The sequence below is a fragment of the Bradyrhizobium sp. SZCCHNR1015 genome (assembly GCF_032489875.1).
In the GTDB taxonomy this organism is placed as follows: Bacteria; Pseudomonadota; Alphaproteobacteria; order Rhizobiales; family Xanthobacteraceae; genus Bradyrhizobium.
Genome location: NZ_JAUEYW010000014.1, coordinates 1 through 12,734, shown reverse-complemented (window position 1 = coordinate 12,734; position 12,734 = coordinate 1). Strand labels below are relative to the sequence as shown.

At 65.6% G+C, this 12,734-nt stretch carries 14 protein-coding genes; 7 read left to right on the top strand and 7 right to left on the bottom strand.

The genetic code is table 11. The features are described 5' to 3' along the window. Positions 1-79: 79 nt before the first annotated feature. On the bottom strand, positions 80-1,009 hold the full coding sequence (locus QX128_RS23245; RefSeq protein ID WP_316182800.1) for an aliphatic sulfonate ABC transporter substrate-binding protein: 930 nt from the start codon (positions 1,007-1,009) through the stop codon (positions 80-82). Between the two features lie 1,222 nt (positions 1,010-2,231). On the opposite strand from QX128_RS23245, the gene QX128_RS23240 reads away from it, so the two are divergent. Further along, positions 2,232-4,067 carry a hypothetical protein gene (locus tag QX128_RS23240; protein WP_316238628.1) on the top strand — a complete coding sequence of 612 codons (1,836 nt, stop codon included), beginning with the start codon at positions 2,232-2,234 and terminating at the stop codon, positions 4,065-4,067. Between the two features lie 313 nt (positions 4,068-4,380). On the opposite strand, the gene QX128_RS23235 is transcribed toward QX128_RS23240, so the two are convergent. Then, on the bottom strand, positions 4,381-5,031 hold the full coding sequence (locus tag QX128_RS23235; protein ID WP_316238627.1) for a TetR family transcriptional regulator: 651 nt from the start codon (positions 5,029-5,031) through the stop codon (positions 4,381-4,383). Between the two features lie 92 nt (positions 5,032-5,123). On the opposite strand from QX128_RS23235, the gene QX128_RS23230 reads away from it, so the two are divergent. The 3 genes from QX128_RS23230 (at position 5,124) to QX128_RS23220 (ending at position 6,816) form a co-directional block, all read left to right on the top strand. Then, positions 5,124-5,786, top strand: coding sequence for an O-methyltransferase (locus QX128_RS23230; RefSeq protein WP_316238626.1), 663 nt, complete (start codon positions 5,124-5,126; stop codon positions 5,784-5,786). An 83-nt stretch (positions 5,787-5,869) separates the two neighbouring features. Further along, positions 5,870-6,064, top strand: a complete 195-nt coding sequence (locus QX128_RS23225) for a hypothetical protein (RefSeq protein WP_316238625.1) — start codon at positions 5,870-5,872, stop codon at positions 6,062-6,064. 101 nt (positions 6,065-6,165) lie between these two features. Next, positions 6,166-6,816, top strand: a complete 651-nt coding sequence (locus QX128_RS23220; RefSeq protein ID WP_316238624.1) for an aspartate/glutamate racemase family protein — start codon at positions 6,166-6,168, stop codon at positions 6,814-6,816. Between the two features lie 17 nt (positions 6,817-6,833). On the opposite strand, the gene QX128_RS23215 is transcribed toward QX128_RS23220, so the two are convergent. After that, positions 6,834-8,192, bottom strand: a complete 1,359-nt coding sequence (locus tag QX128_RS23215) for an LLM class flavin-dependent oxidoreductase (protein WP_316238623.1) — start codon at positions 8,190-8,192, stop codon at positions 6,834-6,836. 210 nt (positions 8,193-8,402) lie between these two features. Here QX128_RS23215 and QX128_RS23210 point away from each other — a divergent pair, with 210 nt between their 5' ends. After that, on the top strand, positions 8,403-10,070 hold the full coding sequence (locus QX128_RS23210) for a tannase/feruloyl esterase family alpha/beta hydrolase (protein WP_316238622.1): 1,668 nt from the start codon (positions 8,403-8,405) through the stop codon (positions 10,068-10,070). Between the two features lie 140 nt (positions 10,071-10,210). After that, positions 10,211-10,420: a PRC-barrel domain containing protein gene (locus tag QX128_RS23205; RefSeq protein WP_315805163.1), complete on the top strand. Its 210-nt coding sequence runs from the start codon at positions 10,211-10,213 to the stop codon at positions 10,418-10,420. Positions 10,421-10,471: 51 nt separating this feature from the next. Here the strand turns inward: QX128_RS23205 and QX128_RS23200 are convergent, their stop codons facing one another. From QX128_RS23200 to QX128_RS23190, 3 genes are all read right to left on the bottom strand, one after another. Then, positions 10,472-10,891, bottom strand: a complete 420-nt coding sequence (locus QX128_RS23200; RefSeq protein WP_316238621.1) for an NUDIX hydrolase — start codon at positions 10,889-10,891, stop codon at positions 10,472-10,474. 87 nt (positions 10,892-10,978) lie between these two features. Continuing rightward, complete coding sequence (locus QX128_RS33255) at positions 10,979-11,440, bottom strand: hypothetical protein (RefSeq protein WP_410053175.1); 462 nt, start codon at positions 11,438-11,440, stop codon at positions 10,979-10,981. An 8-nt stretch (positions 11,441-11,448) separates the two neighbouring features. Beyond that, complete coding sequence (locus QX128_RS23190) at positions 11,449-11,775, bottom strand: hypothetical protein (protein WP_316238620.1); 327 nt, start codon at positions 11,773-11,775, stop codon at positions 11,449-11,451. A gap of 188 nt (positions 11,776-11,963) precedes the next feature. On the opposite strand from QX128_RS23190, the gene QX128_RS23185 reads away from it, so the two are divergent. Then, on the top strand, positions 11,964-12,275 hold the full coding sequence (locus tag QX128_RS23185) for a hypothetical protein (protein WP_316238619.1): 312 nt from the start codon (positions 11,964-11,966) through the stop codon (positions 12,273-12,275). 90 nt (positions 12,276-12,365) lie between these two features. On the opposite strand, the gene QX128_RS23180 is transcribed toward QX128_RS23185, so the two are convergent. Next, on the bottom strand, positions 12,366-12,734 hold a 369-nt coding region (locus tag QX128_RS23180), incomplete at its 5' end, for a hypothetical protein (RefSeq protein ID WP_316182798.1).

The window sequence follows — 12,734 nt, the reverse complement described above, 5'->3', positions numbered from 1 at the left end:
TGGTCTCCTTCGTTCAGGCCCGTCGTCGGGCCTCGTGCCGCGCCTCGCTGCGGAGCACAATCCTCGGCCCCTGTGTGGCTCACGGCGCCTTGGGAGTCCAGATCGCCAACGCAGATGTGTCCACCTTGACCGGCAGCACGCGCTCGGCAAGGAAAGCGTCCGCGATCTTCTGCTGCTCCGAGAGGCCGGCCGCGGTGACCGCGCCGACCTGGTAGGAGCGGTGGCTGTTGGCCTCCTCGACGGTGGCGGCATCGATGCCCCAGAGCGCCGCGAGCTGGCCGGCCGCGGCGGCCGGATTGGCCTTCACCCATTTGCCGGTCTCGACCAGCTTGCCGTAGATGACGTCGAGCGCGTCGCCATGCCCCGCGGCATAGTCGGCGGCGGCGAGATAATAGCGCTTGTAGCTGGCAAGCCCGTCGCTACCGTCGGCGAGCACGCGCGCCCCGGACTGGCGGATGGTGCTGGTCAGGAACGGATCCCACGCCACCCAGGCATCCACATTGTTGCTGACGAAAGCGGTGCGGCCGTCGGCGGGTGGCAGATAGGCCGGGGTGATGTCCTTGAAGGTCAGACCAGCCTTGGCGAGCGCCGACAGCAGCAAATAGTGGCTCCCCGCGCCCTTGGTCACCGCGATCTTCTTGCCTTTCAGGTCGGCCAGCGTCCTGGTCGGCGATGCCGTCGCCACGAGGATCGCCTGCGCCGACGGCGAGGCGGCTTCCTCCGCGACATAGGCGAGCTTCGCGCCCGCGGCCTGCGCAAACACCGGGACGGTGTCGGCAACATCGGCGCCGAAATCGATGCTGCCGATGTTGATCGCTTCCAGCAGCGGCAGGCCGCTGGAGAATTCGTGCCAGGACACCTTGATGCCGAGCGGCGCCAGCACCTTCTCCAGCTCGCCATTGCTCTTGAGGAGAGCAATCAGGGTCGAGGACTTCTGATAGCCGATGCGCAGCGTCTCGGCGGCGTCCGCTCGCGGCGTGGCGAGCGCGCCGAGCAGGGCGAGCGCCATCACCAGGACGCCGCGGCGGGCGAGATGCGAGGATCGCGCGCGGCGCAGTCCGCTGAAGTACGGGGTCATTCGGAAATCTCCCAAACAGGCGATGGCGTGCACTTGTCCCGGATCATTCGCAGGATCGGGAGTGTTGCGCAATTTTGCAGATCGGTTCGGATGGAGAGGAAAGTTCTTCATGTGGCCGCGTCGCGAGAAGTTTGTTTTCTTGGCGCGTGAGAGACCCGGTGGATAGCCGCTCGCATCCTCGCGGCGCGCATGGCGTCCGAGATGTGTCTGCCGTTTGTCCCTCTTTCGATGAGAGGGCACAGGGAAGGCCGGGCGTCGACTGACACCCATGGCCCGCGTGCAAAAAGGAAGCACGCGGCGGTTACCACAGGATCAGCCGGACATCCGGCCTTCCCTGCGCAATGGGCTTACGGCTTATACGCGATCTCCCCGGTGCGCCGGGCTTTCTGGCCACCGTCATCCGCGAGACACGCAAGCATCTTCGCGAACTTGATACTAGCGTCGGAGTATCAGGACCACGCGATTTCGCCGTCCGGCTCCCCTCGTTCGTCCGCGCGCTTGACGCACGCTGCGACGAGAACCGGCCATCGCATCCCACACCAACGTTTCGTGACGTTCGCGAAGCGCCCCTCTCGATCGGGCGGGATGGGGTGATACAACCATGAATTCCGAAAAAAAGAAACAAGAATATTTTCTGTTGGGGGACTGGACAGGGCAAATCAGCTTGAGAACGCGGGCGAATTTCGTTTTTTCGCGCAAGCGCGAGGAGAAGCAATAGGCTCGTCACGCAAGATCTGGAGCTTCGGCGTATGACAATCGGCTTGTGCCCCTCTGCCTCCACGTCATGGCCGGGCGTCGTCCCGGCCATCTTTGGTAACTCTCCGCGGAGGTTTGGGCGGGTTGTCCGATCGAACGTCCCTACAACTGCCGGCCGAAATGAAGCGCGGGAGCTCATGAGCGGATTTGGCCTGACGTCTGCGACTTGCTCCGTGCAGCAAACCGGCAGCCATTGGGGGCAGTAGCCGCGGAGCAGGCGCATTCGGAGGACAGCCGTGACTAAAGCAAACCTCAGCGACCGAGTCAGCGGCGTCCGATTCAGCCCAAAGGAGAAGTCGAGCACACCGACTGACCGGACATCAGGAACTCATCCAGTCATTGCCATTTCCCGGCCACAGCACGATGGTGCAAAAGTGCGGCAGGAGTCAGGAACGTCATGATCTGGACGATCATCATCCGCCCGTTTATCCTCGCCTTGGCATGCGGTGCAGCCGCTCAATCGGTCGCGAACGCGTCCGACGCCAGTTGGGATAAATGCCTCATAGCCCCGAGACGGGCCTGCGTCCTACGTGAGGCCGCAGAAGTCGCCGGCACCATCGGCGACCCGCACTTGTCTGCGCGCGAACTCGGCGAGATTGCCAAGGCACAGTTGAAGGCCGGCCTGTTCACTGAGGCCGCCACGACGATCGATCTGGCTTTGCAGGTCGCGAAGTCGATCGCCAAGGATAGCTATGATCGCGACGACGCACTCGAGACCATCACGCAGGTTCAGGCGCAGGCCGGCAAGCTCGCCGACGCGCTGGAGACCGCCAAATCGATCGAGAACCGCCACGTACAGGCCGCGGCGTTCGGGGCGATCGCTATTGCAGAGGGGAACGCCGGCCGGCTGGAAGATGCGCTTCGACGGGTGCAGGCGATCGAGGACTTGCCGGATCGTGCCCTCATCATACGCCGGGTGACCTGGGAGCTGCGCGCCAGCGCAGTGGCGCGGGGAGAGGACGACAAGATCGTGGCCGCGCTTCAAACAGTGCTAGCGGTCGAACAGCGGTATCCGCCGCCCATAGTGATTACGGGCGTTCATCACCCCTCGGAATTCATCCCGGCGCTCGCCATCATCGCGCAAGCGCAGGCCCGCGCGGGAAAAGTCACCGACGCCATGCGGGTTGCGAGACTGGTCTCGCGCTCGATGGAGCGCGCCCAGACGTTTGCAGCCATTGGCGTCGCGCTAGCGCGGGCCGGTGCGGTCGGTTCGGCCTTGGAAGTTGCGCGATCGATCGACGATCGCTGGGAGCGCGGCATCGTGCTCGGGTACATTCTCGAGCCTCGGCTGACGCCCGATCTCATCGCCGATGAGGCGACTACGTCCGGCTCGCCTGTGAAAGCGGAGGTCCCTAACAAGGTCCGGGATTTCGTCGCCGCCTTCACAGATCGCGAGCAGCGTGCCACCGTGCTCTGCCTTATCGCGATGACGTTGGCGAACAACGGCCGCCTGGACGAAGCCATCGCGCTCGCGGAGCCAATCGATCAGGACAAACCACGCGCCTTCGCTTGGCACGCCATTGCCAAGGCGCAAGCGAAGGCCGGCATGGCCACACAATCGATCGCGTCCTTCGACCGGGCCGTCCAGGCTGCGTTGTCGTTCCAACCGAACGACGGGATTTTGTCGAAAATCGCCGTCTCACAAGCGGATGCCGATCAGATCGATGAAGCCCTCCATGTCACCCGACTGATCGGCGGTACCATGGCTACGGCGGGATCTGTCGCAAAGGTCATGAGCGATGGCAAGCTCGCCAACGTCGACTATGACCGTCGCTATGCACTGCGCGCGATCGCCAAGGCGCAAGCAAGAGCCGGCAGGACGGTGGACGCCTTTCAGAACGCGTCGGCGCTCAGGCTGGGTCCTGATATCATTTCCCCAGGGCTCGGCGTCGTCGCCGAAGAACTCGCCGAGGCTGGACGGATCGCCGAAGCGATCGATGCCGCCGCGGCCGAGGACAATCTCCATCGTCGCTCCGAGCTGCTCGCATCGATTGCCAAGGCCATGGCTGAAGCCGGCAGGATCGACCAGGCGAAGCAGGTGACGCAACACGTCACCTGGGGGCGCGATCAGGTCGAAGCCCTAGCGTCAATCGGCGGCGCGCAGGCGAAGGCGGGCCTCATGGCCGATGCTCTGGCGAGCTTCGCCGAGGCCATGCAGATCGCGTACGCGCAGCCTTACAAGAACACGACGGCCGATGCCCTCGTGAAGATTGCGAGCCGACTATCGAACTGAACTTGCAGGTCCGCGATCGGTATACGAACACATTGCACGAGATCACCCCATTCTCTTGTTTTGCGCGACTTTCCGGTTAGGTATTTCGCGACACGGTCGGGCGCCTCTGTCATGTCCCGAGATTTCCTTTACAGGCACTCCCGGACTCTGGAGGTCGGTCGTTGGCTGCGGCTGCCGACTTGCGGCGCTGCATCAAGTCAGCGGCGTATCTGGGATACGGCGGCATCACGTCAACGTCGCGTCGCGGCAGCCCGTGGTCGTGCAGAGGTACTCAGTTTCGCTAAGGAGAGGCGGAGACGCGCCGGCTGCGGGACTACCCGGCCTTACGTCTGGGAGGCTTATTCGCGGTGGAAAGATACGCACAGAACATGTCCGCCATCGCATCGGCATAGGCTGATATCTCGGCCCGGCTGCGCGGCGTTTCCGAGAAGTGCTTGCCCACCTGGCTGAGCGTCGTCTTGATCAGGTCGGCGGCCCGCACGCGTTCCGCCTGGCCGGAATCGGGCAGCACCTCGCGCATGAAAGCGAGCATGGCGCGGTGGCCGCTTGTCCTGGCCCGGCGCGCCTCGGGCGCATCGCGATAGAGCGGGGCGGCGTCGTCGAGCGCGCCACGCACCGCGGCTTCGTCGCACTCCGATTGCAGGAACGCGTGAACGAGGGCGCGCAATCGCGTCAAGGGCGGACGGCTGGTGTCCTCCAGAATGCCGTGCAGCAGCTGCGTCGTCTGCTGCCACTCGTCGCTCTGCAGCCGGAACAGGATCGCCGCCTTGTTCGGGAAATACTGATACAGCGAGCCGATGCTGACGCCGGCCTTCTCGGCGACGCGCGCGGTGGTGAAGCGCTGCGCGCCCTCGGTTGTCAAAACCTGAACGGCGGCCTGCAGAATGGCCGCGACGAGGTCGGCCGAGCGCGCCTGTTGCGGCTGTTTTCTCGCGGAAATCTGGGCTTTTCGAGCAGGGGCCATGGCGTGGTCCGGAATGCGATTAGCGAATGCGAATGATTAGTCGTATTTTGACCTGGACGCAAACGACCCACCTCAGAGGACGGAGAACGAACATGATCACCCTCACCACCCAACCAGTGGCATCGCTGCTGGATCGCCTGCTCGCCGAGGCCACGCTGCTGCGGCCGGAGACGAGCCCGATGTTTGCCGGCATGACCGAACGCGGCGAGCAGCTGATGCGCAGCAAGTCCGGCCATGTCGAGCTGTACACGCAGCTGAAGGACTTTCCGCTTCCTGTCTCGCGCGAGACCGGCGTGCTGCTTTACATGCTGGCGCGCAGCTTCGAGGTCCGCACCGTCGTCGAGTTCGGCACCTCGTTCGGCATCTCGACCCTGTTCCTCGCCGCGGCGCTGCGCGACAATGGCGGCGGCCGGCTGATCACCACCGAGTTCGAGCCGTCGAAGATCGCGCGTGCGCGCGGCAATCTGGCCGCCGGCGGTCTGCTCGATCTCGTCGAGATCCGCGAAGGCGACGCGCTGCGGACGCTCAGCACCGATCTTCCGGAGACGATCGATCTGGCGCTGCTCGACGGTGCCAAGCCGCTGTACGGCGATATCCTGGCGCTGCTCGAGAGCCGGCTCAGGGCGGGCGCGTTCATCATGGCCGACAACGCCGACGACAGCCCGGATTATCTCGCCTACGTCCGTTCGCCAAGCAACGGCTACCTCTCGGTGCCGTTCGGCGACGATGTCGAGCTGTCGATGCGGATCGGGTGAGGGGGACACTGACGGCGCCTGTGGCCGCTTGATTGCCCGCCACAAGCGGAGGCCGGCAACAGTGTGTGAGCAGGCTATCGCATATGGAGATACGGGGCTGCCGCGACGAACAAATCCTGGCAATCATTTTCTCCGTCATGCCCGGGCTTGTCCCGGGCATCCACGCGGCTCCGAGGATGCCGAACGACGTGGATGGCCGGGTCAAGCCCGGCCATGACGACGTGGAGGTAGATGAGCGCACCACTCCGATCGTCAAATGCGATCGCCTGATGGTGTGAGGGCCGCAAGAGCCAGCACCCGTCTTCCGAACGGTCGGGAGTTGACGTGCGGGCCGCGATTGGCCACGAGGAGAGCTTCAACATCTGAGCGGCGCGGGCCCATGCCTCGAATCCTCCTGATCAATCCAAACAGCTCGGCGGCGACGACCGCGATGATGGTGTCGATCGCGGCGGCGTGCTGCGCGGGAAGAGCGGAGGTGGTCGGCGCGACGGCGACACGTGCGCCGGCGATGATCACCGATGGTATGGCGCTGGCGGCATCGGCCGCCGAGGTCGTCGAGATCGCGCTGGCGCATCGCGACGGCTGCGACGGCGTCATCGTCGCGGCGTTCGGCGATCCCGGCGCCGCCGAGATTCGCGCGCTCGGCGTAAGGCCGGTGGTGGGAATCGGCGAAGCGTCGATGCGGACAGCGGCAGAAGGAGGGCGGCGCTTCGGCGTCGCCACGGTGACGCCGGCGCTGGTCGCGAGCATTGCGGCGCTCGCCGACGGGCTCGGGCTCGCCGCGGAATTCACCGGCGTCAGGCTGACCGAGGGTGACCCCGTGGCGCTCGCCGCCGATCCCGCCCGGCTGGTCGACGCGCTCGCCGCGGCGACGCGCGCCTGCATCGAGGCCGATGGCGCTGAAGCGGTGATCATCGGTGGTGGGCCGCTGGCCCAGGCCGCCGATCAGCTGCAGCCGCAATTTTCCGTGCCGATCATCAAGCCGATCGCCGCTGCGGTCGAGCAACTGCTCTGCCAGCTGTCCGCCTGAGCGGCGGCGCGCGCCGGCTATGGCCGGTAGCCCGCCGCGGGATGCGGGGCCGCGAGCCGGGCACGGCCGAACAGCTTTTCGCGCAGCGTCCCCGGCTGGTAGGCCTTCTTGTAGCGGCCGCGTCTGGTCAGCTCCGGCACCAGCATGTCGGCGACATCGGCAAAACTCTCTGGTGACAGCGCAAAGGCGAGGTTGAGACCGTCGACCCCGGTCTGCTCGATCCAACTCTCGATGAGATCGGCGACCTTCGCCGGCGAGCCGACGAACACCGGGCCGATGCCGCCGATGCCGACATGCTCGGCAACCTCGCGCACGGTCCACACCCGGTCCGGATCGGCCCGCGTGACGTTGTCCATCGCGCTGCGGCCGGCATCGTTGAGCACGTGGCGGACCTGCTGGTCGAGCTCGTAGGTCGAGAAGTCGACGCCGGTCCAGCCCGACATCAAGGTCAGCGACGCCTCGTGGTCGATGTAGCGGCGATAGTCGGCGAACTTCGCCTCGGCCGCCGCATCGGTTTCGCCGAGCACGACGGTGGCGATGCTGAAGATGACGATGTCGCTGCCCGCGCGACCCGCGTCGGCGGCGGCCTGGCGGATCGCGGCGACGCGCGGCGCGATGATCTTGGCCGACGGGCCGGACATGAACACGCATTCGGCATGCCGGCCGGCGAACACGCGGCCGCGCGGCGAGGTGCCGGCCTGATACAGCACCGGCGTCCGCTGCGGCGACGGCTCGCAGAGATGGATGGCGTCGAGCTGGTAGTTCTCGCCGCGATGGCTGACGCGGTGAACCTTCGTGGGATCGGTGAACACGCCGCTGGTCCGGTCGCGCTTGACGGCGTCGTCCTCCCAGCTGCCTTCCCACAGTCTGTAGACCACCTCCATGTACTCGTCGGCGACGTCGTAGCGGTCGTCATGCGCGGTCTGGCGGTCCTTGCCCATGCCACGCGCGGCACTGTCGAGATAGCCGGTGACGATGTTCCAGCCGATGCGGCCTTCGGTCAGATGATCGAGCGTCGACATCCGCCGCGCGAACGGGTAGGGCGGCTCATAGGACAGCGTGCAGGTGACGCCGAAGCCGAGATGCTCGGTCACGGCGGCCATGGCCGAGATCAGCATCATCGGATCGTTCACCGGCACCTGGATGGCGTGACGGAGCGCCGCGTCGGGGTTGCCGCCATAGACATCGTAGACGCCGAGCACATCGGCGAGAAACAGTCCGTCGAAGCGGCCGCGCTCCAAGGTCTTGGCGAGGTCGAGCCAATAGGGCAGGCGATTGTAGTCGGAGGACCGGTCGCGCGGATGCCGCCACAGGCCGGGCGACTGGTGCCCCACGCAGTTCATCGCAAACGCATTCAACCTGATGTCCGCAGCCATGATGTCCCTCGGCGCTTCCTCGACGCCCATCAGATGGCACGCTTCGGCCGACGTTTTCAATCGCACCCCTGCGCACGGCCGCTTGCGGCGGGCGCAGGCTTGGCTATGGTCGGAAGCGATCGAGCGCGCCGCGAAGCAACGACGATGCGTGACGGGCTTTGGCCCGCAGGTGTGGGGACGACTGTGAGGACGATCGTGAGGACGACCGTGATGACGATCCGTGTGACGGCGCTGACCGCGGTCTTGCTGACGACGTCCGCCATGGCGGCCGCGCAGGCGGAGGAGTTCAAGGCGAGCTGCACCACGCTGGCGCAAGGCTTCTCCGGCAGCGGCCGCATCGTCACGGCGGAATTCGTCGCTGCAGGCGGCGTGCAACTGGCGCCGCCCGCGCCTGCGGGCGCGACCGCACCCGCGCCGGATCACTGCCTGATCCGGGGCAAGATCAACGAGCGTACCGGCATCGACGGCAAGCCCTATGCTGTTGGCTACGAGCTGCGATTGCCCGCGACGTGGAATGGCAAGTTCGTCTTTCAGGGCGGCGGCGGCGTCGACGGCGTGCTGCGCCCGGCACTCGGCCTGCTCACCGGCGCGACGCCGCCCAACGGACTCTCGAACGGCTATGCCGTCGCCTCGACCGACTCGGGCCATCTCGAGGAGCCGGGGCCGCTCGGGCCGTATCTGTTCGGCCTCGATCCGCAGGCGCGGCGGGACAAGGGCTACAGCTCGATCCCGCCGGTGGCCGCGGCGGCGAAGGCCGCGGCCGAGAAGCTGTACGGCAAGGCACCGCGCCGGTCCTACTTCGCTGGCTGCTCCAACGGCGGCCGTCAGGCGATGGCGGTGACGCAGCGCTTCCCCGAGCTGTTCGACGGCGTCATCGCCGGCGCCCCGGCCTATCGCGTGCCGCTGGCCGGCATCGACGTGATCGCGCAGGAGCAGGCGCTGCTGGCGATCGCGCCTCCGGGACCTGACGGCAAGGCCGATGTGGGCAGCGCGCTGACCGACGACGACCTGAAGCTCGTCGCCGATGCCGTGACCGCCTCTTGCGACGGCGCCGACGGTGCCAAGGACGGCATGGTGCAGGATGTCATGGCCTGCCGCTTCGATCCGGCCGTGCTCGCCTGCAAGGAGGGCGAGAGCGCGCAATGCCTGTCCGCTACAAAGCTGAAGGCCGTCAGGCTGATGTTCGACGGCAGCCGCAATTCCATGGGCGGATTGATCTATGCGCGCTGGCCGTATGATCCCGGCCTTGCCGCGCCCGGCTGGCGCGCCTGGAAGCTCGGTACGCCCAAAGCGAGTCCGCCCAATGCGCGCAACCTCACGCTCATTCCCGGCGGCGTCGCCTATGATTTCATGAGCCCGCCGGAGACGCCGGAGGATCTCGTCGCCTGGGTGCGCAATTTCGATCTCGACCGCGATCCGCGGAAGGTGATGAAGGGCGCCGGCGGCTTCGACGCTGGCATGGAATATGAGGCCGCGATCTCGACCGATCTCGACGCCTTCAAGGCGAAGGGCGGCAAGATGCTGTTCTATCACGGCACGGCCGACCCGATCTTCTCGGCGCTCGACACGATCGACTATGTCGATCAGCTCAAGACCAGATACGGCCCTGATGCCGACGGCTTTGCGCGGCTGTTCCTGGTTCCCGGCATGAACCATTGCGGCGGCGGACCCGCCACCGATCAGTTCGACTTGCTGACCGCGCTGGACCGATGGGTGGAGGGCACGGCCGCGGCGCCCGAGGCGATCCGGGCCACCGCGCGGCGCGCGCCCGATGTGCCATGGCCCGGACGCACACGCGATCTCTGCGCGTTCCCGAAGGTGCTGACCTACAAGGGCAGCGGCAGCCTCGAGGACGCGGCGAATTTCGAGTGCCGCTGAACCGGTGGTGCATGCCGTCTGCACGGTGCACGATCACTTGATGAGCGGTTGAATTGGGATGGGTACGAGCCGATCTATCCGCCAGCGCCGGCCTGTCTCCGCAGCGTTGCGGCTCCCATCAGCCCTCAGACCGTTCAATCATGGTTGCCGTCAAGACGCGAGCCTTCACCATTCTGTGCGAGTTCGAGCACGCCCAGACCGAGCTGATCGGGAAATGCGTGGCCTTGAGCGACGGCAAGGCGGGAACCGTCGAGCAGGTGTATCTCGACGAGCTGCATGGGTTGCGCATCACCCTCAGCGGTCATGACGGGCGCTGGCCGGTGTCGACCATCAAGTTCACGCAATCCTGAGCGGCGGCGTTGGTCTCGGATCTGGAGCGCTCAAGCGATCGAGCGGCTCGATCAACGCTGCTTGGCGTGCCCGCTGGCAAAGCTCTCGATGAGGCGCCGCAGCTTGGCCCGGTGCACGCGACGTGCGGCTTCCGCGGCGGGCAGCCAGGCCAGCTTCCGCTGCCCGCGTTCGGGATAGCGTCCATGCTGCTTGGTCACCTTCAGCGGGTAGAGCTTGACCTCGCACGGGATCTTCCGCTTGCCCTTGCGCTTGCTGTGCTTGAAACGGCCGAGCGGCTGGCGGCCGATCTTGCCGCGCAAGCCTGCCTCTTCATACGCCTCGATCGCCGCGACCCGATGCGGATCCTTGCGAAGGATCGGCGAGCCCTTCGGCACCGACCAGCGCTGCTTGCGCCGGGTGGTGATCAGCAGGATGCTGAGCTGCGCGGCCTCGATACGAAAGGGCAGGGCGGCAAATTGCTTGTTCTTCATGAGACCCCCTTTCGTCGAATGCCTTGAACCATACACCGGCTCGATTGGTTCCTGAGAGAGCTGCCGGAAAACCTGGGCCGCTGCATATCAAATGATCCGAGAGCGGGCCGGCGCCGCGGCTACCGTCGATGCTCCCGGCGCGGCCGGCCGCTGCTGGTCTGCCGTCCGGACGACGTTGGTCACGGCCGATTCACCTATGTTGATGCGCGCGGCATCGCCTGATCTAGAGTTGTCGATGCGCATCAATGAAACTGGATGCAATCCCGCATGGAAGTAGAAGGTCAAAAGAAGCGGCGCCGGCGTGTCAAGCAGACGATGTCGCTGGGTGAGCGGTTGCTGGAGATGGCGCGCGAGGCGCGAGACAGGGCGAAACGTCTGCCCCCGGGCATCGAACAGGCCACGCAGCTGCGGCGCGCCCGCGAGGCCGAAGCGATCGTCGAGCTCGATCGCTTCCTGACGGCCCCAGCACGCAGCACGCCGCCGCGATCGCGTTGACGCCGTCTCGCGCTGGCCTCGGACGACGTGGCGCGGCGCCGCGGAGGTCACCATGCAGCAGGTCACCAAGCGGCAATGTCGACCGAGCAACAATGCCGCGGCTGCTTTTGCGGCATGCGGACCCGAATTGATGCAGGCATCGCTGCAGCGACGCGCTCGACAGGATCGACGTCCTGAGCGACCGCAACGACCATGCGTTGCGCAAGGCAGTCCAGAGACGCGAGCACGATCACACCATTTCCAAGGCCGCGCGGATTGAAGAATGTTTGGTTGGTGGCGAGGGCGCCCTCGGCTTCACGGCCGACGGGCGTTTTTTTGGGACGCGGGACGGACGACGTGTCGCGTTGGGGGTGCTCTCGACCGGCTCCGTCCGGCGTCGTCGCGCGCATCGCTGATCTGGCTGCGGCCGCGAAGGCGAGAGCGCCGGGCTGGTGGTATTTCCGGAGCTTGCGGCAACAGGGCTGACCGAATCCGGCCGAGACGGCGAGCCAATTCCCGGCCGCGTCACCGCCAGGCTTTGCGGATATCGCCGATCCGTATCACCGGCGTCACTTCGGTGTTCGCGGTGGCGAGAGCAATGCCAGTTCGCATTCGCGAATGTGGTGCGACGCCGCGAATTTCGATCCCGGGCTCAGCGGCGTGTTCGGTGCGGAACCATTGGCGTTTCCGCGTCCGCGCTGCGATCGTCGCAGGCGGGGAGGGGATCGCGACCGTCGAAATCGACACCCGCAATCTCGACAGCGTCTGTTCGACCAACCTTGTCCGGCGGAAGGATGTCGTCCTGCATGCCCATGCCGCGCTCGTATCGTGCGCCGGTGCAACCGAAGGCGGGCAATTCCCGACGCTGCGCGCGCCCACCGTTCCAAAATGGAACGGAAACCGCGTGTGAGGGGTTCGAGCGTGGGGGGCGACAGCGCTATCCACATTTCTGCACAGCCGTCGCAAAAAGTTCTTGCGCGGGATGCGGCATCGCACTATCTCACCACCACGCCAGCCGGACATCACTGATGACTGAGGCCCCCGACTTTCGGGACCGACGTTGCTTTTCGTCTGACTGGCTCCTGAGTTTTTCTTCAAGAAATGCTCTTGACGGTCTCTGAAAATCGGCTATGTGAAGCGCCCCGGACATCGGGACTTCTTCGGCGAAACAGACGATCGAAGATGATGCACTAAGTAGTTCGAGCGAACTAACAAGTGCGGGCTGTTTGACAAGTGAAGATGAAGAAAGAGAAACGTGGACGGCGGAGTCCTTGCGGGTCTCGGGGTTGAGAGCTTCGGCTTTTGGTTCTGAGATCGGACGAGAAGACTTCGGCGGACAATGTTTCAAAGGTAACACCATGGTTTTCGC